Source organism: Mesorhizobium sp. B2-3-5 (genome assembly GCF_006442395.1).
Lineage (GTDB): Bacteria > Pseudomonadota > Alphaproteobacteria > Rhizobiales > Rhizobiaceae > Mesorhizobium.
Map to the genome: position 1 here is coordinate 181,802 of NZ_VFVX01000008.1, position 23,564 is coordinate 205,365.

General features: G+C 62.8%; 27 protein-coding genes. 14 read left to right on the plus strand and 13 right to left on the minus strand.

Features of this window, described 5'->3' with window-relative positions; genetic code table 11:
• Positions 1-84 precede the first annotated feature (84 nt).
• Genes FJ958_RS12595 through FJ958_RS12610 form a run of 4 tightly spaced genes read left to right on the plus strand, consistent with a single transcriptional unit; the run spans position 85 to position 4,802 of the window.
• Entirely contained in the window at positions 85-1,704 is a 1,620-nt protein-coding gene (locus tag FJ958_RS12595; protein ID WP_140742985.1) for an NAD(P)/FAD-dependent oxidoreductase, read from the plus strand.
• Positions 1,691-3,256: an NAD(P)/FAD-dependent oxidoreductase gene (locus FJ958_RS12600; protein ID WP_140742987.1), complete on the plus strand. Its 1,566-nt coding sequence runs from the start codon at positions 1,691-1,693 to the stop codon at positions 3,254-3,256. The genes FJ958_RS12595 and FJ958_RS12600 overlap by 14 nt, the downstream gene beginning before the upstream one ends.
• A 47-nt stretch (positions 3,257-3,303) precedes the next feature.
• Positions 3,304-4,542, plus strand: coding sequence for an aminomethyltransferase family protein (locus FJ958_RS12605; protein WP_140742989.1), 1,239 nt, complete (start codon positions 3,304-3,306; stop codon positions 4,540-4,542).
• A 2-nt stretch (positions 4,543-4,544) separates the two neighbouring features.
• A complete protein-coding gene (locus tag FJ958_RS12610; RefSeq protein ID WP_140742991.1) occupies positions 4,545-4,802 on the plus strand; it encodes a hypothetical protein in 258 nt (85 codons plus the stop codon).
• A gap of 6 nt (positions 4,803-4,808) precedes the next feature.
• Here the strand turns inward: FJ958_RS12610 and FJ958_RS12615 are convergent, their stop codons facing one another.
• The 4 genes from FJ958_RS12615 to FJ958_RS12630 all read right to left on the minus strand — a co-directional run bounded on the left by FJ958_RS12615 (position 4,809) and on the right by FJ958_RS12630 (position 7,873).
• Positions 4,809-5,867 (minus strand): dipeptidase, encoded by a 1,059-nt coding sequence (locus FJ958_RS12615; protein ID WP_140742993.1) that lies wholly within the window; start codon positions 5,865-5,867, stop codon positions 4,809-4,811.
• 146 nt (positions 5,868-6,013) lie between these two features.
• Entirely contained in the window at positions 6,014-6,313 is a 300-nt protein-coding gene (locus FJ958_RS12620) for a GNAT family N-acetyltransferase (protein ID WP_140708095.1), read from the minus strand.
• A 2-nt stretch (positions 6,314-6,315) separates the two neighbouring features.
• Positions 6,316-6,936 carry an alpha/beta hydrolase gene (locus FJ958_RS12625; RefSeq protein ID WP_140742995.1) on the minus strand — a complete coding sequence of 207 codons (621 nt, stop codon included), beginning with the start codon at positions 6,934-6,936 and terminating at the stop codon, positions 6,316-6,318.
• Positions 6,937-6,940: 4 nt separating this feature from the next.
• Entirely contained in the window at positions 6,941-7,873 is a 933-nt protein-coding gene (locus FJ958_RS12630; RefSeq protein WP_140742997.1) for a VOC family protein, read from the minus strand.
• Between the two features lie 228 nt (positions 7,874-8,101).
• On the opposite strand from FJ958_RS12630, the gene FJ958_RS12635 reads away from it, so the two are divergent.
• Positions 8,102-9,679 carry an alkaline phosphatase family protein gene (locus FJ958_RS12635; protein WP_140742999.1) on the plus strand — a complete coding sequence of 526 codons (1,578 nt, stop codon included), beginning with the start codon at positions 8,102-8,104 and terminating at the stop codon, positions 9,677-9,679.
• Between the two features lie 86 nt (positions 9,680-9,765).
• Here the strand turns inward: FJ958_RS12635 and FJ958_RS12640 are convergent, their stop codons facing one another.
• On the minus strand, positions 9,766-11,046 hold the full coding sequence (locus tag FJ958_RS12640; RefSeq protein WP_140743001.1) for a PRC-barrel domain-containing protein: 1,281 nt from the start codon (positions 11,044-11,046) through the stop codon (positions 9,766-9,768).
• 281 nt (positions 11,047-11,327) lie between these two features.
• On the opposite strand from FJ958_RS12640, the gene FJ958_RS12645 reads away from it, so the two are divergent.
• Positions 11,328-12,248: a diacylglycerol kinase family protein gene (locus tag FJ958_RS12645; RefSeq protein ID WP_140743003.1), complete on the plus strand. Its 921-nt coding sequence runs from the start codon at positions 11,328-11,330 to the stop codon at positions 12,246-12,248.
• Positions 12,249-12,277: 29 nt separating this feature from the next.
• Here FJ958_RS12645 and FJ958_RS12650 read toward each other — a convergent pair whose 3' ends face one another.
• A complete protein-coding gene (locus FJ958_RS12650) occupies positions 12,278-12,451 on the minus strand; it encodes a hypothetical protein (protein ID WP_140608839.1) in 174 nt (57 codons plus the stop codon).
• A 138-nt stretch (positions 12,452-12,589) separates the two neighbouring features.
• Between FJ958_RS12650 and FJ958_RS12655 the strand changes: the two genes are divergently transcribed.
• Positions 12,590-14,122 carry an HWE histidine kinase domain-containing protein gene (locus tag FJ958_RS12655; protein ID WP_140743005.1) on the plus strand — a complete coding sequence of 511 codons (1,533 nt, stop codon included), beginning with the start codon at positions 12,590-12,592 and terminating at the stop codon, positions 14,120-14,122.
• Positions 14,123-14,157: 35 nt separating this feature from the next.
• Here FJ958_RS12655 and FJ958_RS12660 read toward each other — a convergent pair whose 3' ends face one another.
• The 3 genes from FJ958_RS12660 to FJ958_RS12670 all read right to left on the minus strand — a co-directional run bounded on the left by FJ958_RS12660 (position 14,158) and on the right by FJ958_RS12670 (position 15,830).
• The gene (locus FJ958_RS12660) at positions 14,158-14,616 is read right to left on the minus strand and encodes a hypothetical protein (protein WP_140743007.1); all 459 of its coding nucleotides are present in this window, start codon (positions 14,614-14,616) and stop codon (positions 14,158-14,160) included.
• Between the two features lie 11 nt (positions 14,617-14,627).
• Positions 14,628-14,954: a DUF883 family protein gene (locus tag FJ958_RS12665; protein ID WP_140608845.1), complete on the minus strand. Its 327-nt coding sequence runs from the start codon at positions 14,952-14,954 to the stop codon at positions 14,628-14,630.
• 117 nt (positions 14,955-15,071) lie between these two features.
• Positions 15,072-15,830, minus strand: a complete 759-nt coding sequence (locus tag FJ958_RS12670) for a Crp/Fnr family transcriptional regulator (protein ID WP_140743008.1) — start codon at positions 15,828-15,830, stop codon at positions 15,072-15,074.
• Here FJ958_RS12670 and FJ958_RS32540 point away from each other — a divergent pair.
• A complete protein-coding gene (locus tag FJ958_RS32540; RefSeq protein ID WP_348642202.1) occupies positions 15,800-16,360 on the plus strand; it encodes a response regulator in 561 nt (186 codons plus the stop codon). The two genes, FJ958_RS12670 and FJ958_RS32540, sit on opposite strands and share 31 nt — an antisense overlap.
• A gap of 29 nt (positions 16,361-16,389) precedes the next feature.
• On the opposite strand, the gene FJ958_RS12680 is transcribed toward FJ958_RS32540, so the two are convergent.
• A complete protein-coding gene (locus tag FJ958_RS12680; RefSeq protein ID WP_013892668.1) occupies positions 16,390-16,941 on the minus strand; it encodes a sigma-70 family RNA polymerase sigma factor in 552 nt (183 codons plus the stop codon).
• Positions 16,942-16,945: 4 nt separating this feature from the next.
• Complete coding sequence (locus tag FJ958_RS12685) at positions 16,946-17,149, minus strand: NepR family anti-sigma factor (protein WP_140608848.1); 204 nt, start codon at positions 17,147-17,149, stop codon at positions 16,946-16,948.
• A gap of 219 nt (positions 17,150-17,368) precedes the next feature.
• On the opposite strand from FJ958_RS12685, the gene FJ958_RS12690 reads away from it, so the two are divergent.
• The 6 genes from FJ958_RS12690 (at position 17,369) to FJ958_RS12710 (ending at position 20,888) form a co-directional block, all read left to right on the plus strand.
• Positions 17,369-18,163 carry a response regulator gene (locus tag FJ958_RS12690; protein ID WP_140743010.1) on the plus strand — a complete coding sequence of 265 codons (795 nt, stop codon included), beginning with the start codon at positions 17,369-17,371 and terminating at the stop codon, positions 18,161-18,163.
• A gap of 191 nt (positions 18,164-18,354) precedes the next feature.
• Entirely contained in the window at positions 18,355-18,519 is a 165-nt protein-coding gene (locus FJ958_RS12695; protein ID WP_010911886.1) for a DUF1328 domain-containing protein, read from the plus strand.
• 182 nt (positions 18,520-18,701) lie between these two features.
• Positions 18,702-19,736, plus strand: coding sequence for a PAS domain-containing sensor histidine kinase (locus tag FJ958_RS12700; RefSeq protein ID WP_140743012.1), 1,035 nt, complete (start codon positions 18,702-18,704; stop codon positions 19,734-19,736).
• A 139-nt stretch (positions 19,737-19,875) separates the two neighbouring features.
• Positions 19,876-20,052, plus strand: coding sequence for a hypothetical protein (locus FJ958_RS31580; protein WP_181176380.1), 177 nt, complete (start codon positions 19,876-19,878; stop codon positions 20,050-20,052).
• Between the two features lie 180 nt (positions 20,053-20,232).
• Positions 20,233-20,559, plus strand: a complete 327-nt coding sequence (locus FJ958_RS12705; RefSeq protein WP_140743014.1) for a hypothetical protein — start codon at positions 20,233-20,235, stop codon at positions 20,557-20,559.
• 83 nt (positions 20,560-20,642) lie between these two features.
• Positions 20,643-20,888 carry a YMGG-like glycine zipper-containing protein gene (locus FJ958_RS12710; protein ID WP_140608856.1) on the plus strand — a complete coding sequence of 82 codons (246 nt, stop codon included), beginning with the start codon at positions 20,643-20,645 and terminating at the stop codon, positions 20,886-20,888.
• Positions 20,889-20,980: 92 nt separating this feature from the next.
• On the opposite strand, the gene FJ958_RS12715 is transcribed toward FJ958_RS12710, so the two are convergent.
• On the minus strand, positions 20,981-22,603 hold the full coding sequence (locus FJ958_RS12715; protein ID WP_140743016.1) for a CHASE domain-containing protein: 1,623 nt from the start codon (positions 22,601-22,603) through the stop codon (positions 20,981-20,983).
• Between the two features lie 150 nt (positions 22,604-22,753).
• A complete protein-coding gene (locus tag FJ958_RS12720; RefSeq protein WP_140743018.1) occupies positions 22,754-23,554 on the minus strand; it encodes an ATP-binding cassette domain-containing protein in 801 nt (266 codons plus the stop codon).
• Between the last annotated feature and the right edge of the window lie 10 nt (positions 23,555-23,564).

Here is a 23,564-nt window from a genome sequence, read left to right on the forward strand (position 1 = left end):
GGCTGATACCATGCCAAATTCCGCGTATCCGGGAACAGATCACGCAAAAATGAAGAGCGGGTCGCAGATAAGAACTGGGCCACAATGAAAGCTTGGGATGCGATCGTCATCGGCGGCGGACACAACGGCCTGGTCAATGCCTGCTATCTGCAACGGGCCGGACTCGAAGTGCTGGTCGTCGAGAAGAACGACTGGGTCGGCGGCGCGGCCACCAGCCGCGAACTGACGCCGGGCTTCCTCTACTCCAACTGCTCCTATGTCTGCTCGCTGTTCCGGCCCGAGATCATGCGCGACCTCGAACTGCCGCGCTTCGGCCTGCAGGTCATCTCCTACGAGGGCGGCGCGGTGTTCACGCGCGACGGCGACTACCTTGCCAATTACCGCGATCATGATGCGCACCGGCGCGAATTCGCCCGCTTCTCCAGGCGCGATGCCGAGGCCTATGACCGCTACGCCCGCGACGTGACGCGGCAGTGCCGCTTCATCCAGCCGCTGCTGATGCGCACGGCGCCCGACCCGACGAGCTTGCGCCCCCGTGACGTCGGCGAGTTGCTTTACCTCGGCAGGAAATTCGCCGGCCTGTCGGCGGAGGAAATGGCGCTGACGCTGCGCTTCTGGACGATGTCGATCTCGGATTTCCTGGACGAGTATTTCGAGACCGATGTCATCAAGGCGAACTTCGCGCTGTCCGGTATCATCGGCACCGCGCTCGGGCCTATGTCGCCCGGCACCGCTTACGTGCTTTTGCACCACTACATGGGCGAGGTCGACGGCTCGGTCGGCGCCTGGGGCTATGCGCGCGGCGGCATGGGCGCGGTGACCAGGGCGCTGGCCGCGTCGTTCAAGGCTTCGGGCGGAACCATCCGCACCGGCGCCGAGGTCGACCATGTGCTGGTGAACCGAGGCAAGGCCAAGGGCGTGGTGCTGGCCGGCGGCGAGGAGATTTACGGCAAGCTGGTCGTCTCCAACGCCGACGTCAAGCGCACCTTCCTGAAACTGGTCGAGGCGAAGGAACTGCCCGACATCTTCCTGCGCCGGGTGAAGAACTTCAAGATTCGAGGCTCCTCCGGCAAGGTCAACATCGCGCTCGATTCGATGCCGGAATTCCCCGCTTTGCCGAAGGACTCACCCGTCTATCGCGGCGACATGCATTTCACCGATTCGATGGAGCGAATGGAACGCGCCTATGACGATTGGAAGGCCGGGCGCTGGTCGGCCGATCCGTTCCTCGACATGGTGATCCCGACAACGCTCGACCCGACCATGGCGCCGCCCGGCAAGCATTTCATGAGCTGCTTCGTGCAATACGCGCCGCCCAAGGTGAACGGCCGCGAATGGACCGATGCCGATCGCGACGGCTTCGCAGAAAGCGTGATTGCACAGATCGCTGACTATTCACCGGGCTTCCGCGACCGCATCGTCCACATGGAGGTGCGCACGCCGCGCGAGATCGAGACCGAGGTCGGCCTCACCGAGGGCAACATCTTCCAGGGCGAACTGACCTTCGACCAGCTGCTGTTCAACCGTCCGGTGCCGGGCTACGCGCAGTACCGTTCGCCGGTTGGCGGACTCTATATGTGCGGCTCCTCGACCCATCCCGGCGGCGGCGTGATGGGCGCGCCCGGCCGCAATGCAGCAGCCGAAATCCTGCGTGATCTCGCCAAATCCACTTCGCATATGAGCCCGGCCCATGACGTCATCTGATGCAATCGTCATTGGCGGCGGCCATAACGGCCTCGTCGCCGCGGCCACGCTGGCGAAAGCCGGCCGCAAGGTGCTTGTGCTGGAGGCCGGCGCCGAAGTCGGCGGCGCCGCGCGCACCGAGGAATTCGCCCCGGGCTTCCGCGCCTCCTCGATCGCCCATCTGCTGAACAGGCTCCACCCCGATGTGGTGAAGACGCTGGATCTGGAAAAGCATGGGCTGCAATTCGCCCGCACGGACTTCCAGCCGTCGGTCGCACTGTCGAAAGATGGCCCCTCTCTGGTCCTGCACGGCGCCTATGGCGAGGTGCTGACCGGTGCCAGTTCATCCGAGCAATCGGCCTGGAAGGACTTGCGCGCGCAACTGCTGCGCTATGCCGGGATCCTGAAGCCGTTCCTCTCCCGACGCGCGCCGGACCTCGCCGGCATGTCGCTGCTCGAGACCGCTTCCCTCGGTCAAACAGCGCTGGGCCTGAAAAAGCTCGGCAGGGAAGACATGCGCGACTTCCTGCGCGTCCTGCTGATGAACGTCGCCGACCTGCTCGACGAGCAGCTCACCGACGACAGGCTGAAGGGACTGCTGGCCTTCGACGCCACGCTCGGCAGCCACCTTGGCCCGCGCTCGCCGACCTCGCTGCTCGGCCTCTATTATCGCTTGGCTGGAGAAGTCGGCGGGACCGCCGGTGCGCAATTGCTGCCGCGGGGAGGCATGGGCGCCGTCGTCGCCGCCATCCGCGCGTCGGCGGAAAAGGCTGGCGTCACCATCCGCGCATCGTCGCCGGTGACAAAGATCATCGTCGAAAAAAGCCGCGCCGTCGGCGTCGCGCTCGATACTGGCGAGGAACTGCGGGCCCGCACGGTCGTCGCTGCCATCAGTCCGGCAACCACCTTTCTCGACCTTGTCGGACCGCGCGCGATCGACACCGGCTTTGTCCGCAAGGTGAAAAACATCAGGATGAAGGGTGATGTCGCCAAGCTTCATCTGGCGCTCGACCGGCCGCCGCAATTCACTGGCGCCGATGCCGCCGTCCATAAGGGCCGTCTGATCATCGCGCCCTCGCCCGATCATGTCGAGCGCGCCTTCAACCCGTCCAAGTACGGCGAGTTCTCGCCCGAACCGGTGATGGAGATCACGCTGCCCAGCCTGGCCGATCCATCGCTCGCACCAGATGGTGCCTGTGTTCTGTCGGCGGTGGTGCAATACGCGCCCTATGCGCTGAAGGAAGGCTGGGATGCCGGCAAGCCGAAATTCCTCAAGGCGATCATGACGCAGCTCGAAGCCTGCGCGCCCGGCATCGGCAAGAGCGTTGTCCATGCCGAGCTTCTGACGCCGGCCGATATCGAGACACGCTACCGCATGCCGGGCGGCCATTGGCACCATGGCGAGCTGCAGGCCGACCAGATGCTGGTCTCGCGGCCCGTCTCCGGCTGGTCTGGTTACGATACACCGCTGGATGGGCTGTTCCTGGCCGGCGCCGGTTCGCATCCCGGCGGCGGCGTTTCGGGCGCACCCGGGCTTAACGCCGCGCGGCGCATTATTGCGATGAAGGGGTAGGCCATGATTTCGCAATTCGGCAAGGCTGCGTCCTACGGAACGCCGTCATGAACCATCATCCCACCATAAAGCCGTCGACGAACGCCCGCGCTCTCGCCCAGACCCATTTCCGCACGCTGCGCCTCGGCACGCCGTTCCAGCCGCGCATAGACGTGTTGGCCAGGACGCAGAACTGGTACAATTGGGCTGGCTACCGCGCGCCGCATTCCCTGTGGGACGAAGAGCTGGAATACTTCGCCATCCGCAGCCAGGCTGCCCTGTTCGACATCTCGCCGATGACCAAATACCGGATCAAGGGTCCGGACGCCGAAGCCTTACTTGACCGCGTCACCTTGCGCGATGTCAGCAAGCTGAAGCCCGGTCGCGTCCACTACACCGCCTGGTGCAACGATGAGGGGTTTGTGCTGGACGACGGCACCCTGTTCCGTCTCTCGCCGACACTCTTTCGCCTGTGTTCGCAGGAGCGGCATCTGCCATGGCTGCTGGATAGCGCCATTGGTTTCGACGTCCTCGTCGAGGAGGAAACCGAGGCCGTCGCCGGCTTGGCACTGCAAGGGCCGACCTCCTTCGCCGTATTGCGCGACGCCGGCTTCGCCGGTGTCGAGAGATTGAAGATCTTCGACCTTGCCGAGTTCGCCCATGAGGGCGGCACGGTTACCATCTCGCGCACCGGCTTCACCGGCGATCTCGGCTACGAACTCTTCGTCGCAGCCGAAAAGGCGTTGAGCCTCTGGGACCGGCTGATGGCCGCTGGCGAACTGCGCGGTATCCGCGCCATCGGCTACACCGCGCTCAATCGCGCGCGGCTCGAGGCCGGACTGATCGTTGCCAATGCCGACTTCACCACCGCCGAGCATGCCATCCGCGCCGACCGTCCGCGCATGCCCGACGAGATCGGGCTCGGCTTCATGATCGATCCGGAAAAAGGCCACTTCAACGGCCGCCGCGCCATTCTCGAAGCGCGCGCCAAACGGAAGGTCCGCCATGTGCTGGTCGGACTGGAGATCGAAGGCAACATCCCAGCCGAACACGCCATCGTCTACCACAAGAAAAGCCGGGAGGTCGGTCTGGTCAGCGCCGCCATGTGGTCGCCGATGGCCAAGCGAAACATCGCCATCGCCTCACTGGCGCGGCCATACGGTGATACTGTCGTGGAAGACCTCTGGGTCGAAATCTACGCCATGCGCGAGCTGCAATATCAGAAGCTGATGAAGCGGGCCAAGGTGGTGGCACGGCCCTTCATCAAACTCGACCGCCGCACCGCCAATCCGCCGGCGGATTTCTGACCATGGACGAAGCCGACAAGCCGCCGGAAGATGGGGAAGCCGCCGAACAGTGGGAACTGGTCAACACGCCGCTCGGCGAGAAATGGTCCGGACGCACGCGCTACGCCGCCGCCATGTTCTTCTACAAGCGTGACGAGATGAGCGCCGAGACGCTCGAAGTCTACCGCATCTGCGCAAGGCTGGATTCGGAGAACCCGCTGCCGATCATCAGGGATCGCGGTGTCGGCAAGAATTGGCTGAAGCGCATGGGCTTCGAATAGGGTGCTCTATCCTATCGTTCTTTCCAGCATGCCCAACCAGTTGCGATAGGCGATCTTCTCGATCAGTGCGCGGCCGAAACCGCGTGCCGCCAGCGCATCGATCAGCTTCGGCAGGCCGGCGACGTCACCGATCACGGCCGGGATCATGGCGCCGTCGAAATCCGAACCGAGACCGACACCGTCCTCGCCCAGGGCCTGCAAAAGGGAATCGATGTGGCGCACCATGAGATCGAGGCTGGTATCGGCATTCATGCGGCCGTCCTCGCGCAAAAACCCGGTGGCGAAATTCAGCCCGACCATGCCGCCGGATTCGCGGATCGCGCCGAGCTGCCAGTCGGTGAGGTTGCGCGAATGGCCGCAGATCGCATGAACGTTGGAGTGGGTGGCGACCAGGGGCGCGTCGCTGAGGCCCACGACATCGCGAAAGCCCTTCTCGTTGAGATGCGAGAGGTCGATCATGATCTTGAGTTCGTTGCAAGCCTTGACCAGCGCCTTGCCGGCATCGGTCAGGCCCGGGCCGGTGTCGGGCGAGGACGGAAAGCGGAACGGCACGCCGTGGCCGAAGGCATTCGGCCGGCTCCAGACGATGCCCAGCGAGCGCAGGCCGGCCGCATGCAGCACGTCGAGCATGGTGAGTTCAGGATCGATCGCTTCGACGCCCTCGATGTGGAACACGGCGGCAATCGTGCCTTTGGCCATGGCGTTGCGGATATCGCCGGCACTGCGACAGACGGCAAGCGCTCCCGCCCGCTCCAGCCGGAACAGGATCGAGGCCATGGCGATCGTCGAATTGAGCGCATCGGCGCGCGGCACCTCTGGCGGCAGCGGCTCGCTGGCGCTCGGCGCCGAGGGCACGGCGCTGCGCCTGGCCTTTTCGACCGGCGGCGGGAAGATGGCGAACATGCCGCCGGCGAAGCCACCGGCCCTGGCGCGCGGCAGGTCGATATGCCCGCCCGATTTCCCTTCGATGAACAGCTTTTCGACGTCCGTGTCCTTAGACTGATAGAGTCTGAGCAGCGTGTCGTTGTGGCCGTCGAAGACGGGGACGAGATCTGTTTCGGTCATCGGGGGATCATTCAATTCGTTTGTCGGCGCGGCGATATATCCTATCTAGGCAAGATGCGCGGTCGGCGCAAATTACAATGCCGGCCGGCAGCGGGGGACTGCCCCTTTGTCCCCCGGCTGCTGCCTATCAAAAAGTGCCTGCGCGCCTACTGCTTCAGCACATCGGCCCATTCCGGGTGTCGCCGGAACTGGGCATTGGCGAACGGACAAAGCGGGATGATCTTCTTGCCTGCCGCACGCGCGTCCTCGACGGCGCGGGTGACGAGCCGAAGCCCGGCACCCTGGCCGCGAAACGCGTCCGGCACTTCGGTGTGGTCGATGATGAGCTGATGCTCGCCGATCTTGGTGAAGGTCATCTCCGCCTCGGCGCCGCCTGGACCACGCAGCACGTAACGACCCTTGGAGCCGCGATCTTCGAGTTCGATTTCCGGCAGTTGGTCGGGCATCTCTACACTCCTTGGGCGACACCGGCAAAAAGCCGCCGCGCCGCCTCGACTTCGTTTGGCCGCACCTCGTGCCCGCCTTCGTGCCACTCCACTGTGACATCGGCACCGTCGGCACGCAAATAGGCTTCAAGCCGCGCCGTCAGGTTCGGCGGGCAGATCGGATCGCGCTTGCCGGCGGTCAGCAGGATGTGGCGGCCGGCAAGGCTGCCTTTGACCTCCGGCTCGAACGGGATCAACGGATGCATCAGCACCGTGGCGTCGAACAAACCGGGCGCCCCGAACACCAGCGAGGCCAGGATGTTGGCGCCGTTGGAATAGCCAAGGCCCAGCACGGCCGACGGCTTCGCCGCCCCGACATGCGCCTTGACGAAGCCCGTCATCTTGTCCGTCGCCCGCGCCAGATCGGCCATATCGTAGACGCCCTCGCCGGTGCGCCGGAAGAAACGCGCCGCACCGTGTTCGGACACATCGCCGCGCGGCGAGACGATGGTGGCCTGAGGCGCAAGATCGCGCCCCAACGAGACAAGCTGATTCTCGTCACCGCCAGTGCCGTGGAAGACGAACAGCAACGGACCGCCCGGCGAACCGGGCAGGCCCTTGTAGGTGTAAGCGTCCTTGCCCATCGCTTCAGCCCTCCAGCTTCTGCAAATGCTGTTCGAGATAGGGCCGCAGATGCTGATGCTGCGTCGGCAGTTTCAGCGCTTCGCCCAGATGCGCGGTGTCCTCGTCGCGGTCGAAACCCGGCTCGTTGGTGGCGACTTCGAACAGCACGCCACCCGGCGTGCGGAAATAGATCGCCCAGAAGTAATCGCGGTCGATCACCGGCGTCACCCCATAGCCCGTGTCCATCAACGCCTTGCGCACTTCCAGCTGTTTGGCGCGGTTCTCGACCGCGAAAGCGACATGGTGGACGGAGCCGGCGCCGAGATCGGCGAAGGCCGCGGTCGGCAGCGATTCGATATCGACGACATCGGCGCCGTTGCCGTTCCTCACGGCGAGTCGCCTGACATTGCCTGATTTCTCGATCTCTTCGTAGCCCATGAATTTCAGGAGCTCCTCGGTGGCGCCGCCATCCTTCAGCCTGAGCGAAACCGAGTGAAAACCACGGATCGCTTCGTCAGCGGCAACACCGCCCTTCACCCAGGGCGCGCGGCCGTCGGCCTTATTCTCGACGAGCGCGAGGCCATCGCCATCGGGACCGGCGAACCTGAGCCGCTTCTCGCCGAAGCTCTCCTCGCTGGAAACACCGGTCACGCCTTCGTCGGCGAACCGCTTTTCCCAATAGGCGAGCGTGCCCTCCGGCACGGAATAGACGGTGGTGCCGACTTCCCCGACGCCATGACGGCCCTTGCCGATATTGGGGAACGGAAAATAGGTCATCACCGAGCCGGGCGTGCCGACCTCGTCGCCATAATAAAGATGATAGACGTCTGGGGCGTCGAAATTGACGGTCTTCTTGACCCGGCGCAGGCCGAGTTTATGGGTGAAGAAATCATTGTTCTGTCGGGCATCCCCAGCCATCGAGGTGACGTGATGCAGACCCTTGATCTGGTCGAGCATTGTCTTGGCTCCTTCCCTTGTGTTCGTGCGGCGCTCGCTGCTGTCCACGCCAATATGAGGACAGGCCGGCTTGTGGCAAAGGCGGCAAACACAGAATGGACTGTGCTTTAAAAGTGAACAACTGAAAGAGTTTTGTTCACCAATCAGCTAACGCAGGTGGTCTTGCGTTGGTGCCGGAAATCGGGTCCATGAATGGTACTCGGCCATGTCGGGAGAAGGGTATCGCGAGTGACAGGAAAAGCCAGGCGCCCGAACGTTCTCCTGATCACCTGCGACCAGTGGCGGGGGGATTGCCTGTCGGCCGTCGGCCATCCCGTAGTGAAGACGCCGAACGCCGACGCGCTGGCCGCCGAGGGCATGTTGTTCAAGCGGCACTATGGCGGCGCGGCGCCTTGCTCGCCGGCGCGCGCCTGCCTCTATACCGGCCTCTATCAGATGAACAACCGCGTCTGCCGCAACGGTTCGCCGCTTGATGCCCGTCATGGCAACATCGCGCTGCACGCCCGAGCCCTCGGCTATGATCCGACGCTGTTCGGTTATACTGACGTCGCGCTCGATCCCCGCCTGCTGGCGCCTGATGATCCAAGGTTGAAAAGCTATGAGGGCGTGCTGCCGGGTTTCACGGTGCGCCAGCTGCTGCCCGAACATCAGAAGCAATGGCTGTCCTGGCTGACGCTGCAAGGCATCGATGCCAGCGCCGGATTTCCGGGTATCCACCGTCCCGTGGACGAGGAAGACGGCGCCGATGCAGTGACTGAGGCACCGCCGATCTATTCGAAAGACCATACGCCGACGGCTTTCCTTGTCGGTGAGTTCATCCGCTGGCTCGGCGAACAGGAGCAGGCCGCGCCCTGGTTCGCGCATCTCTCCTTCATCAGCCCGCATCCACCCTTCATCGTACCGGAGCCCTACAACACGCTATACGATCCGGCCGATGGCCCCGCTTTTCATCGCGCGGCGAGTTGGCGGGCTGAAGCCCAGAGCCATCCCTATCTCGCCTATGATCTTGCCCGGCGGAGACGCGCGAAGTTCCGCCCCGGTGCTACAGGCAAAGTGCACGACTGGAGCGAGGATGATTTCCGCACCATCCGGGCGATTTACTACGGCATGATCTCGGAAGTCGACGCACAGCTTGGCCGCGTATGGCAAGCGGTCAGGGCATCAGGCGCATGGGACGATACCATCATCGTGCTCACCTCCGACCACGCCGAGATGATGGGCGACCATTTCATGCTGGGCAAGGGCGGCTATTTCGACGGCGGTTATCACATACCGCTGATCATCCGCGACCCGCGTCACGGCAAGGCCGCCGGCAGCACCGTCGATCGCTTCACCGAAGCGGTGGACATATTGCCTACGCTGACGGATCTGCTTGGCGGGGCTCCCGAACCGCATCTCGATGGGTGCTCGCTGAAACCATTCCTGAGCGGCGGAACCCCCGCCGTTTGGCGCGACGCCGCGCATTGGGAGTTCGATTTCCGCTCGATCGCGGACGGCGAAGCCGAGCAACACTTCGGCGTGTCCTCGCGTCAGTGCAACCTCGCCGTCATCCGCACCAAAAAATTCAAATACGTGCATTTTGGCGGCGGCTTGCCACCCTTGCTTTTCAACATCGAGGCGGACCCTGGCGAACTGACCAACCTCGCCACGAGCCCTGCACATCTGTCCACCCGTCTGGAATTCGCCGAACGGTTGCTTGCCTGGCGGGCTGAACATCTCGACCAGTCTCTGGCGCTGGCGGAATTGACGGAGAATGGCGTTGCTGGGCATTTCGGAAGGGCGTGGGCAGTAGGCAGTAGGCAGTAGGCAATCCCAACAAAACGCTGCTGCGCGCCAGACTTTCTCCACCTACTGCCCTACTGCCCTACTACTACTGCCTACTGCCTATTCCCTTACTTCACAATCATCCGTTGCTGGTCGCGCTTCTGCGCATAGCTGCCCTTGTCGTACGCAGTCTGCGCCTGAAGCTGCTCCTTGGTGAAAGTGGTGTAGAGGTATTTCTTGCCGTTCTTGTCGGTCATGAATTTCAAATTGTCCATGCCGACCGCCACTTCCTTCGCACCGATGCCAAGGAAACCGCCGACATCGACGATCACCGCATCGGGTTTCTTGTCTGGCGTGAGCACGACATCCCCGATTGTTCCGACCTTGGCGTCGTTGGCGCCGTAGACGGTGGTGCCTTTCAGGTCGTCGGCCCTGATCTCGCCGACCGGCATCGCGGTCAGCGTCGATTTGTCGATGGCAGCCGTCTGGGTCTGGTCGGGTGCCGGCTGAGCCTCGGCTGTCTTGTTCGCCGGAGCGGCGGCAGGAGCCGTAATGGTAGCCGGCGCAGTTGTCGCCGGTGCGTTGGAAGCGGTCGTCGCCGGTGCCGGATCATAGGCCTTGCGGTTGAAATCCGGCTGTGCCTGCAGCTCTTCCTTGGTGGTCTGCGCCACCAGCCAGCGCTCGCCGTTCTTTTCCGCCCACTGCGCCTTGTTGAAATCGTAGGTTACGTTCTTTGCACCGAGCCCAAGGAACCCGCCTACGCCGATGACCAGGGATTGGGCCTTGCCTTCCTTGGACAGCACGATGTCATTGACGCTGCCGATTTTCTGCGCGTCATCGCCGGTGCCGTTATAGACGGCCTTGTCGATGATATTGGTCGCTAGGTTGCCGTCGGCGTGCTTCACCGGTTCGGCAGGCGCGGCATTCGTGCCGGCGGAATTTTGCGCGGTTGTCGCGGGCGCTGCCGCATCCGTCGAAGCAGGGGCCGGGGCATAGGCCTTGCTGTCGAATTCCGGGTGCGCTTTCAGTTCGTCCTTGCTTGTCTGTGCGACCAGCCAGCGGTCGCCGTTCTTCTCGGCCCACTGCAGCTTGTCATAGTCGAAGGCGACATTCTTCGTGCCGACGCCCAGAAAGCCGCCGACGCCGATGACGACGGACTTCGCCATGCCGTCCTTGTCGAAGACGACATCGCTGACCTTGCCGATATTCTCGGCGTTGTCGCCAGTGCCGTTGTAGACGGATGCGCCAATGATGTTGGTGACGATGCTGCCTTCGGCGCGCGGCACCGGAGTTGCTGCCGGTTGCTCAGCGGCGGGTGCGGCGGGTGCGGGAGTTGTCGCGCTCTGCGCGAAAGCGCCGGTCGCGACCAATGTCGCGAGGGCGGTGGTGGCAAAAAGGGTGCGGATCATGATGGTCTCCTCGTGCATGATTTCGTGCACACCGCGTCCGGATTGAACCGTCGCTGGGGAGGCCCGGGCGCGGCGTCTTCTACAGGTTCACAACGTCGTGACCATGCTGTTGTTCCAAAAGACGCCTTGGCATTCGTGACCAACACGACGCTCGTGGATGACAGCCACCAAATGTGGCCGCAGGTCCCCGGCGCTGCCGGGAACCTTTCCCGTTTCGCCGCGTTTTTTGCCTTGGCTGGGCGCGTCCCGGTCGGCTTTTGGTTGAGCTTACGGAGCGGGGCATGAAATTTGCTGCGGTGCTGAACCGGGACGGCGGCACCTTGCGCACCATCGACCTCGCCGCTTTTTCCGACAGGGTGCGTCAGACGCTTGAAACGGCAGGCCACACTCTCAGCATAGATGTGGTCGCCGGCAAGGACGTAGCGGAAACTCTCGACTATGCCGCTTCGCGCCGCACCGTCGATGTCGTGCTGGCTGGTGGCGGTGACGGAACCATTTCAGCCGCGGCGGCCAGGTTGATGGGCAAGAAAAAAGCGCTTGCCATATTGCCCGCCGGCACCATGAACCTGTTCGCGCGTGGTCTGGGCATTCCGCAGTCGCTCGATGCCGCGCTGAAGTCCTTCGCCGACGGCGAAATCATCGCGGTCGACATGGCTACGGCCAACGGCCGGCCCTTCATCCATCAGTTCTCCATAGGCATGCATGCAAGGATGGTGCAGCTGCGCGAGAGGATGGAATTCGGTTCGCGCCTGGGAAAGATCGGCGCTTCGGCCAAGGCGGCCTGGGCGACGATCAAGAATCCGCCGGCCATGAACGTCACGCTCAGTATCGGCGAGGCCGAGATGACGGCGCGCATATCAGGCATCGGCGTCACCAACAACCTGTTCGGCGAAGGCCACCTGCCTTATGCGGACAATCCGGCGGGCGGCGTGCTCGGCATCTATGTCACGGTGGCGCAGCAACGCGCCGAGCTCGTCAAGTTCTTCTTCAACATGGCGCGCGGCAAATGGCGCGACAACGAGCATGTCGAAATCCATCAATCCGATCGGACGGTTCTGAAAATTCATTCCGGCAGCAGGAAGTTCCGTGCCGTCATGGATGGCGAACTGGTCAGGCTCGATCGTGAGACGATCATTGAAATCCAGCCTGGCGCGCTCAACGTCCTGGTGCCGGCCAGCATTGCCGAGGCAAAGGCCGCCTGATGCGATCTCGAACGATGGCGGCCGAAAATCTAGCCGCTTGGCGCGCTTCCTTGCTCTGTCGCCGGGGTCTTGGCCACCTCGCCATAGATTTCGGCAATGCCCCAGGCCGCGAAGGCCAGAAGCAGCGCAGCGATCAGAATACGCAAACCGTGCCAGCCCCATCGCCCTTGACGCGCTTTGTTTTCGGGAATGATCTTGGTCATGGTCGGTCCTTGTCTCGTTTTGCACTACCGGGGTGCATCCGGCAAATCATGGTCGGGTAACGGTTCCTTGCTAGGATGGTTCCGGAAACGCCGGGCCTGGCGGGTAAGACGGCGAAGGCCGGGACATTGGGGACTTGGGTGAATAGCAGGACCGAAACAGCGCCGGGTCTGCCGGCCAAGGTTGCGCGCGCGGTGAGGGACGAAGACCGGCTGGCCGTGCTGCATGGGCTGGAGATGCTGGATACCGCGGCCGATCCGGATTTCGACCGGATCACCAGCCTTGCCGCGGCCGTGATGCACGTGCCGGTCGCGCTGGTCACACTCGTCGATCTCGAACGGCAATGGTTCAAGTCCTGCTTCGGCCTGGACGAGACCGGGACCGCGACCGACATCTCCTTTTGCGCCCACACCATCGCCGCTGGCGACGAACCCATGGTGGTGGCGGACGCAACGACGGATCCACGGTTCAAAGCCAACCCGCTGGTCACCGGCAAGCACCATGTGCGCTTCTATGCCGGCGCTCCGATCATCGTCGCAGGCGCCAGCATCGGCACGCTGTGCGTTTTCGACCGCAAGCCGCACGCCTATCCATCCCGGGCCAGGCTCGACCAGTTGAGGACTCTCGCCGGCCTTGCCGGCAGCCTGTTCACCTTGAAGGATGCGACCCGCAGCGGTGCTATCGCCGAGGCGGCACTTGCGCGGGAGGAAAAACGGCGCGCCATCGCGCTCGATGCGGCCTCGCTCGCCAGCTGGGCATGGGATATCCGCAGCGACATGATCGAATGCGATGTCCGGCTGTCGGAACTGTTCAACCTGCCGCGCTCGACCCGCCTGCGAGCACGCGACATCCTCGCCGCCATCGACCCGCGCGACGTCTACCAGACCGAAACCCGCTTTCGCGATGCCTTGACCGGCAGCGACGACTATTTCGGCGAATATCGCGTGAAAGGTTTTCATCCGCCGCGCTGGGTGGCGACACGCGGCCGCGTCATCGAGCGCGATGGCGACGGCAAGCCGACACTGATCTTCGGCGTCAACTACGACATCTCCGAGCGCAAGCTCGGCGACGAACGGCAGAGGCTTTTGCTGCGCGAGCTCAACCACCGCGTCAAGAACACGCTGGCGACCGTCCAGGCGTTGGCGAGCCAGACCGTGCGTCATGCCCGTCAGCCGAGCGAGTTCCTCGAGGCTTTCGGCGCCCGGCTTCAGGCCCTGGGCATCGCCCACAATCTCTTGTCCGACCGCGAGTGGCGCGGTATCGGCATCCGCGAACTCGTCCAGATCGAGATCAGGCCGTTCGACACGGCCGATCGGCCGCGCATCACCATCTCCGGCGCCGATCTGCTGCTGTCGCCCGATCAGGCCGTCGGCCTTGGCCTTATTCTGCACGAATTGGCCAGCAACGCGCTGCAATATGGATCTCTGTCGGTTGCATCCGGCAAGGTCGATCTCGACTGGAAGACACAGGGCAAGAAGGGCGCCCGGCGCCTGGTGCTGACCTGGCGCGAGAGCGGCGGCCCGCGGGTTGCCCCGCCCGAGCGCCACGGCTTTGGTTCGATCCTCATCCGCCGCAGCCTGGCCAAGGTCAATTCAAGCGAAGTGACCCATGAATTCCGGCCCGAAGGCGTATTCGCCGAAATATCGATGCCGCTGGAAGATCTGTCCAAGTGACTGACTGGCCATGATCGCGGACCAGAGCGGCGGCGTCATTTCCGCCCCCCGGCCTCCGGATCGTCGGGCTTCACGTTCTCGCGGTAGATGGCATAGGCCACAAGTGCCGCGGCCGGACCCAGAATGACGCCGAGGCCGCCTTTTCCCTTAATCAATGCCGGCAGCACCGCGAGTGCGGCGGAGATCCCGATCGCCTTCATATCGGCTTTACGCCGCCTTGCCTCGCGGCGGGCGCGGGCACCGGCCATCAAGCGATGGCTCAGAAGCACGAGCCCGGCGATCACCAGGAAGCCGATGCCGAAGCCAAGTGCCGTCACCTGCGATCCATAGCGGGCGGCGACCCAGATATAGGCTGCCCCGACCAGAAAGCCGAGACCGCAGAGCGCCGCCAGCGCGGCAAGCGCATAGACGATGGCCGCCGTACGCGCGCGGCGTATGGCGGCCATGGTTTCACCGGAGGCGAAACCCGAAAGCAGGGATGCCAGCAGTCCCATCTGCGGGGGAACTAGCGGCGCGCGAGCAGCGCGAAGAGGAAGCCGACGCCGGCGGCGATCGCCAGGGACGTCACGGGCTTTTCCCGAACGCTTGCAACGATTTGGGCCTCGATATCCCTTGCGTTGCCGCGCAGGCTGTCGAAGGCCGCTTCACCCTGAGCGCGCAACTGCTCGACACCTTCCGCCGCCGCACGGCGCGCTGTGCCGTAGCCATCTTCGCCGGTCTTGGCCAACTGCTTGGTGAGCTTGTTGATATCGGCCTTAAGCTGCCTGATGTCGGCTTCGAGATCCGAATTCGCCCGCGCCTCGTTGGCGGTCTTCCCTGCGGCGGTTGCCATTGCTTAACTCCTTGTGATTGCTCGATTTCAAACGCGCCGTTCGTCTCAAGGTTCCGACGTCGGGACAAACTAGCCGAAAACCTGCCGGCGCGCATCCATATGCCGGGATTAGCCGCATCAGATCAGTGGGCGGCGGCCCTCGCCCAGCCCTTCCCAGCCAGCGAGTTGCTTGAGCGCTTCATTGTCGACGACCTCGCAGCCGCCGTCGCGCCAGACGATCAGCTTGCGGTCCATCAATCTGCGGATCGTGTTGTTGGTGTGAACCAGCGACAGGCCAAGGGTGTCGGCGATGTGCTGCTGCGTGATCGGTATTCGGATGGACTGCTTGCCGCTCAGTCCGACAACTTTGGCGCGGCTGCCTATGAAGGCGATAAGATAGGCGGCGCGCTCGATCGCACTGCGTCGGCCGACACTGAGCAGGTTCTCGTCCAGCATCCGTTCTTCGCGCGACGCGATCCACGTGATGTCGTAGGCGAGACCCGGATGGTTGCGGTAGAGCTCATGCAGGTTGTCGCGTTCGAAGACGCATAGCAGCATTGGCGACAGGGCCTCGACGGAATGCTGCATTTCTCCCATGACGCTGCCTTGCAGGCCAATGAGATCGCCGGGCATGAGATAGTTGAGGATCTGTCGGCGACCATCCGGCAACAGCTTGTAGCGGAATGCCCATCCCGACAGCACGGTGTAGAGATGGGCGCTATGGCTTCCTTCCACGAGGACCGTGGCCCCCTTGTCGACCGCGAGCTCCCCCTTCTTGAACCGGCTTATGAAGGCCAGCTCCTGTTTTTCGAACTCCCGGAAGACCGGCAGGGGCCGTAATGGGCAATTCTCGCAGGGATATTGGCTTGAAAAAGAATGCGCATTCTGGCCTGGCATTTCGACCCCTCTTCGAAAGCCTGCCAGCCGGCAGGTCGGGTTTCAATCGCTTGCCAGGGATCGATCCCGCCGCTGGCGGCATGTCTTTTTTAAATGACAACGCGCCAAATAGCGATCATGACTCACGATGTTTCATGGAGCGATTGCCTGTGCCTCACTTGCTTGACGGATTGCGAATTCTTGTCCTGGAGGATGAATTCCTCATTGCCATGGATGTGGAGCAGCTTTGCCGCGACCATGGTGCCAATGAAGTGGTGGTTGCCCGCAACCTGACCGAGGTCGATGGCCGAAAGATCGCACTGCAATTCGACGCGGCCATCGTCGATCTGATGCTGGGTGGCGCCTCGACGCTCGAATTCGCCGCCGGCTTGCGGGAAACAGGCGTCCCGTTCGTGTTTGCCTCCGGCTATTCGGATGCACACGAGATCCAGGCATCCTTTCCGGGAGTGAGGCTGGTCTCCAAACCCTATTCAGGCCAAGATCTCGTCGAAGCGGTGGCCCAGGCTTACGGACGAGGCTCCCCTGGTTGAGACCGATGCGGCCGCGTCCGGATCGCGCTTCAATGCGCAGCCGTCCCGGTGACCTGAGTTGAGATCGCATCGGGGCCATATTCGTCTTCGCCGGAGATTTTCAGGATTTCCTGCAGCCGTGTGCGGGCTCTGCTGACGCGGCTCTTGATCGTTCCGACCGCGCAGCCGCAGATTTCGGCGGCCTCCTCATAGGAGAAGCCCGATGCACCGATGAGGATGATGGCCTCACGCTGGTCCTCCGGAAGCTGCTCGAGAGCGCCCCGAAAATCCTTGAGGTCGAGTTGGCCGTGCTGGGCCGGATGCACCGCGAGCCTGGCCGTCATGATGCCGTCGCTGTCCTGCACCTCGCGGCCACGCTTGCGCATTTGCGAATAGAATTCATTGCGCAGGATCGTGAAAAGCCAGGCTTTGAGATTGGTGCCGGGCTGGAAGCTCTCATGCTTGTCCCAGGCTTTGACCAGCGTTTCCTGAACGAGGTCGTCGGCCTTGTCGGCATTTTGCGTCAGCGACACGGCAAACGCCCGCAAGCTTGGTATTGCCCCAAGCAGATCGGTCTTGAAGCCTTGGGAGACCGCTGCCATGCCCTCAGTCCTTTTTCTGCGCGGGTTCGGTCTGCTCCAGTTGGCTGAGCAACCGGGCAAAGCGATCCGGCACATCGTCGGACACCAGCTCGTCATAATATTGTTTGAGTTTGCGCCCGATTTCGGAATTCGGCCCCAATGGATCGCCGACCCCGTTCCGGCGCCTGCCCGCGGCGCCAGCCAAAATATCTTTCGTCATATTTTTCATTTTGCCCTTATATTCCAGCACCGAAGCCGCCCATATTCAACTCAACACAAGGCAAGCGGCCCCTCGTCTGGTTGCCCATCCCGGATCTCAACGCCGTTGCCGCCCATTCGTTCCATATCACGCGGAACTTTTTCGGAAAGGCCGCGTTGTACCTGTGGGGCTTGCAAGCAGCTTGGCCTGCGATTCAGTCAAACACGTCATGTGAGGGAGACGTCCATCATGAGCTTATCCGCCACCATCGCTCCGCATCTGCCATTCCTGCGCCGCTTCTCGCGTGCCGTCTCGGGATCGCAAGAGAGCGGCGACGCGCTGGTCGCCGCGATGCTCGAGGCCATCATTGCCGATATCGACATCTTCCCGGAGGCATCGAGCGACCGCATCGCCTTGTACAAGGTTTTCGCCAAGCTCTTCACCTCGGTCGCCATCCGCGTGCCGCAGGAGCAGGCACAATCGGCGTGGGAACAGCGCGCGGCCGCCAATCTCAATGCGATCGCGCCGCTTCCCCGCCAGGCCTTCCTGCTGGTTGCCGTCGAAGGCTTCAGCGAGGACGAGGCCGCCGAGATACTCGACGTCGGCGAACAGGAGTTCTCCGACTTGCTTGCCCAGGCAAGCAATGAGATTTCCCGCCAGGTGGCAACCGACGTGCTGATCATCGAGGACGAGCCGCTGATCGCCATGGACATAGAAGAGATGGTCGAGAGCCTCGGCCATCGTGTCGTCGGCACGGCGCGTACCCACGCCGAAGCGGTGACGATGTTCGGCAAGACGCGGCCGAAGATGGTACTGGCCGACATCCAGCTCGCCGACGGCAGTTCAGGCATCGAGGCGGTCAACGAAATCCTGTCGTCGACCTCCGTGCCGGTTATCTTCATAACCGCCTTTCCGGAGCGCCTCCTGACCGGCGAGCGCCCGGAACCGGCCTTCCTGGTGACCAAGCCGTTCAATCCCGACATGGTCAAGGCGCTGATCAGCCAGGCGCTGTTCTTCGACCGTCAGGCGAAGGCCGCCGCATAGGCTCAGGGCTTTCGCGGATCTGATCGGACAGTATGACTTCGGGGCCGCCCGATGCGATGCGTCGGGCGGCCCTTTGCGGTCCTTATCGTGGAATTGATCCGAACCATTGCATGCGTCGTCTTTTTCGGCAAAGGGTGGAACAAACCGCAACCACCCACGTTTTGTCAGCATCATTCGGAAGGAGAAGAACCATGCTTTACTGGGCGCTCGTATTTCTCGTCGTAGCAATCATCGCCGGCGCGCTTGGTTTTGGCGGCATCGCCGGTACATCTGCTGGGATCGCGCAGATTCTGTTCTTCATCTTTCTCGCCTTCCTGGTCATTTCGCTTCTTGCCGGCCTGTTCAGACGGGCGTGAACGCATCCAAGCGAACACTGGAAGCCGCACCCCTCAAACGGTTTCCAGCCACCGCCGGGCGGTATCCTTCAAAGGGACACCGTCCGGCGGACCGCTTTTGAAGGCTGGCTTTCCAAGAAATTTCATTGGGAACCCATTTGACAGTGAGCCGTTCAGCGTGAGTTGGGTGGACAGATTGACCGATGCGCTCCAGGACTCCAGATAAAACGGAAGGCGCACGGACCGACGAGGTCATCGCCCTGCATCCGGCTGAAAGCGGCATGCAGCTTGGCCGGGCTCTGCTCCACGCCCTCTACAATGCCGGAATCTCGGTTCTTTATCAGGATCGCGAGATGAAGACCGTCTGGGCCCGCAACATGCGTGCGCCCTGGGTTTCGGACAATACCGATGGCAATGGCATCCTGCCGTTGGCGCAGGCCGACCGCATCAGCGCCGCCAAGCGCGATGTGGTCGTGACTGGCGATCCTCAGCACCTTGAAATCAGTATGCCGGTCGAGAACGGGGTGCGCTGGTTTCAGGTTTGGGTTGATGCCGACCGGGGCGACGACGGCGACGTGCAAGGTGTCGTCACCACCATGGTCGAGACGACCGAGCAGAAACGGCGCGAACAGACGCTGACAACGCTTCTGCGCGAAGTCAGCCACCGCTCGAAGAACCTCCTGGCGATCATCCAGAGCATCGCGACCCAGACCGGTCGCTATTCCGATGGCATCAGCGACTTCCTGACGCGCTTTCGCGGCCGGCTGCAGTCACTCGCTTCTTCCCAGGATCTGGTGACATCCTCCAACTGGCGCGGCGCGGCGCTCCATGAGTTGGTGGCGAGCCAGGTCGGCCGCTACGAGACGAACACACCGCATAGCCTTCGCTTCCGGGGCGCCAATCCCTACCTCAATCCAAACGCCGCGCTGCATATCGGCCTGGCGATGCATGAACTCGCGGTCAATTCGGTCAGCTACGGTGCCCTGTCCCGGCCGGATGGTTTCGTCGAGGTGACCGCCGATCTCAACACTGCCGCCACCGGTGAAGTTACCCTGTCCCTCATATGGGCCGAAACCATCGGCACCAACGGCGGCCGAGGCAAACAAAAGCGTTTCGGCAGCGTCGCGCTGGAACGGGTGGTGCCGGCATCCCTGAGTGGAACCGCGAGCCTCGACATCGCCGATGGCCATCTTGAATACCGCCTTGTCGTTCCGCACAGCAACTTCGATACGCAATGAGCGGGCCACGACAAGCAGCGATTCTTAACCGGCTATTCACCATAAGAGTGAATGCTGTTTTTCTCGGATACCAGCGGAACCTGCGGCCTTTTTGGACATTTCCGCAGTAGCATTTACAGCTCGGTGCGGGAGGACGCCCTTGACGATTGCCGACATGAACAGACTGGAACAGGCCGCTCGAATTTCCATGGGCGAGTTCCTGGATCCCGAGGCGTCCGCGCAATCGCTTCCCGCTGCCCGTAACCGGTTACCGGGCATTGTTGTATTGGCGCTGGTCGCGGCAATCCTCCTGACAGCGCTGTTCCAGTTCACCTGATCGCGATCGGCGTCCTGGCTGTGAGCCGGCTCCAATATGGTCTTGGCCGCCGTTCCAACTGGTGACGGGGGCCATTGCGGAAATCTGTTCCCGGCGGGCCGGCATTATTCGCCTATCCCTGGATGGAAAAGGAACTTTCTGGCGATGCGGTCCGTTGTTGTGGCGAGAGGATATTTCCCCATGGAACACATCGCCGCGTTGCTGCTGGTCATCGGTTGCACCAACTCGATGGCCGAGTGCCGTGAACTGCAGGTTCCCGTGAGCGTTTTTGCAACCGCCGATGAATGCATCGCCGAACGTCCCTTCGCCCTGAGCGACGTTCAGGGGCAGGCGCAGCATATCATTGCCAAATGCCTTCCTGTCGATCCCGCGCTCGAGGACGACTACGACCAGATCGTCTGGAATGTGCGCCCCGATGGCAGCCTCGACGCTTCGCTGGCGATTTCCGGCCCCGTCATGGCATCGAACGCGGCGCGCCCAGAAAAAGACTACCTTAGCCAACAATAAATTCGAGCAGCAAAGACCGTTGTTTCATGCTAAATGGCGGTTGGAGTTTACTAAAGTGAGGACACAAAGTGAGGAGTGACTCTATGCGGAAAATGATTATTGCCATGGTTGCGGTGGTCGCGGTCAGCGGCTGTACCAGCACCGAAAAGGATGTGGCTGGCGGTACCTTGATTGGCGCCGGTATCGGCGGCCTGGTCGGCGGCGGCAAGGGCGCACTGGTCGGTGCGGCTGTTGGTGCCGGTTCCGGCCTTTTGGTGCGCAACCTGCGCAATGGCTACTGCCAATACCGTGATCGCCACGGCCGCATCTACACGGCGCGCTGCAACTAGTCAGCGACAACGGAATGCAGATCCGGAGGCCGGTATCGTGCCTCCGGATTTTCTTGACCGGCGATCTGTTGCTTGGCCTGGTAACGGCAGATTTAGCCGACCAGCGGAATTCTGATTTCCACCTTCAGACCATCGGCCTGAAAATCGCGTTTGATCGTGCCGCGCAGTTCGCGCGTGACATTGAGGTCGATCAGCTTGGTGCCGAAACCGGTTTCGGCCGGCGCCTCGACTTTCTTCTTTCCGGCCTCCCGCCAGTTCAGGGCCAGCGTCCGCTCCCGCCCGCGCCCCTCCAGCAGCCAGTCCACCTTGAGCGCGCCAACGGAATTGCCGGCTTCGCCGTATTTGAGCGCATTGGTCGCCAGCTCATGGAAGGTCAGGCCAAGCGCCTGCGTCGTGGTCTCGTCGAGCAGCACCTCCGGCCCCGAGAGGAGCTCGTCGGGCAGTTCCTTGCCGAACACCTGGCCGAGCTCGATGCGCAGGAGGTCGGCGAGATCGGCCTTCTGCCAGCGCGAGCGCGTCAGCATGTCCTGTGACGCAGCCATGGCCTGCAGCCTGGCCGAGAAGGATGCGGAAAACTCGTTGACATCGGTCGCCCGCGAAGCCGTCTGCCGCGCGATCGCCAGCACCCTGGTAATCGAATTCTTGATGCGGTGCTTCATCTCCTGCAGCATCAGGTCCTTTTCGAGCAGGCTCTTTTCGGTTGTTTCGTGCAGGCGCGATGCCGCCTCGTAGGCCCGCTCCTGATAGCGGGCCACCAGCGCGATGGCGCCCGCCAGCAGCAGGCCAAACAGCCCCAGCATCACCGGGATGGCGCGCGACGACGGCTGCGAGAAGGCGCTGGTCGGCCTGAACAGCACGGTCCACGGACGGCCGGCCACCGTGATCTTTCGGGTGACCAGCAGCCGGTCACCAAGGGCCGAAACCGGTGGCGTCTCCGACCGGAACAGCAGATTGTCGCCGTTCACCGCGCCGTCATAGATCTCGGTGTTGACCGGCAGCAGCGGCGCGCGGCTGAGCGCGATCTGGAACAGGTCGCGGGCCCGGAAGGCGGCGTAAAGAAAGCCCGCGGTCGAGGATCGCGATGCGTTGATGACCTCCGGCGCGGTTTCGACGTTGAGCCGCACGAAGACCAGGAAGCCGGTGAAGGTCTGCGCCACACCCGTGCCCTGGCCCAGTTGCACCAGCCCGCTCGCGTGCTGCTGGTCATCGGCCATTGCCTTCTCGATCGCCGCGCGCCGCACCGGTTCGCTGAACATATCGTAGCCGATGCTGGACTGGCTGGAGGGATCCAGCGGCTCGAAAAGCGTGATGGGCGCGCGCCAGGGCTGCGTCGAGTCCGGATAGACCGGATGGCTGGCGCCAAAATCGTGCAGGATATCGCGTTCGACCGCTGCTTCGTCGCCCGTCTTGACAAGCTGGAGGAAGCCGATGCCGCGCAGGCCGGCGAAGTTGTGGTCGATATCCAGCGCATTGAAGAACGCCTTGAACTCGTTCTGGGAGATGTCGCCGTTGCGGGCGTCGAACAGGGCCTGCGTCGACCGCAGCAGCGACAGATGCAGGTCGATCCGGCTCTCGATCCGGTTGAGTGCATCGTCGGCCGCCGCTTCGAACTTGATGCGGGCGGCTTCCTGCGTCGCGAAATAGGCGAACCCAGCCATAGTCATGCTGATCAGCGCAACGGCGATGAACGCAACGATTGGAAAAAGTCTCTTCAACGGATGATGCGGTCCATGGGCAATACCGGACCTTTATGGGCAAGTCGCCGGGCCAACACAATGGTCAGGCCAAGCCATCGCGATCACTGGCATATCACATGAGCGGCAACGCGGGCCCGGTCCGCCAATGCCGGGCGCGACCGACAGGCCTCAGGCGGCGATCTTCAGCGCACCCGGTCCGGGAATGGCGCCAGGAGGACATTTGCCCAGGATGATCATGCCGAGCACCTCGTCCTGGGTTACATCCGTGGTGCGCGCGGTGCCGACGACCTGGCCGTTCTTCATCACGCAGACCCGGTCGGCCAATTCGAACACATCGTGGATGTCATGGCTGATCAGGAAGATGCCGATGCCATCGGACTTGAGCTGCCTGACCAGTTCGCCGACCTGTGCCGTTTCCTGGGGCCCAAGCGCCGCGGTCGGCTCGTCCATGATCAGGATGCGGGCGTTGAACAGGATCGCGCGTGCGATCGCCACCGACTGCCGCTGCCCGCCCGACAGCTTGATGACCGGCTCCTTGAAACGCTGGAAGCGGGGATTGAGCCGCCCCATCACCTTGCGCGCCTCGGCCTCCATCGCCACGTCGTCGAGCGTGCCCCAGGCGGTCATCAGCTCGCGGCCGAGGAACAAATTGGCGGCGGAGTCGACATTGTCGGCCAGCGCCAGCGTCTGATAGATCGTCTCGATGCCGTATTTCTTGGCATCGCGCGGATTGGTGATCGTGGCTTCCTCGCCATTGACGAAGATCTGCCCGGCGTCGCGCTTGTAGGCGCCGGAGAGTATCTTGATCAGCGTCGACTTGCCGGCGCCGTTGTGGCCGAGCAGCGCCACGACCTCGCCGGGGAAAAGATCGATCGAGGCGTCATCGACGGCCCGGATGCCGCCAAAGGCAATCGAGATGTTGCGCATGTCGACCAGCGGCGTGCCGGCGGGAGCGGTTTTGTCAGCCATGATCGTATCC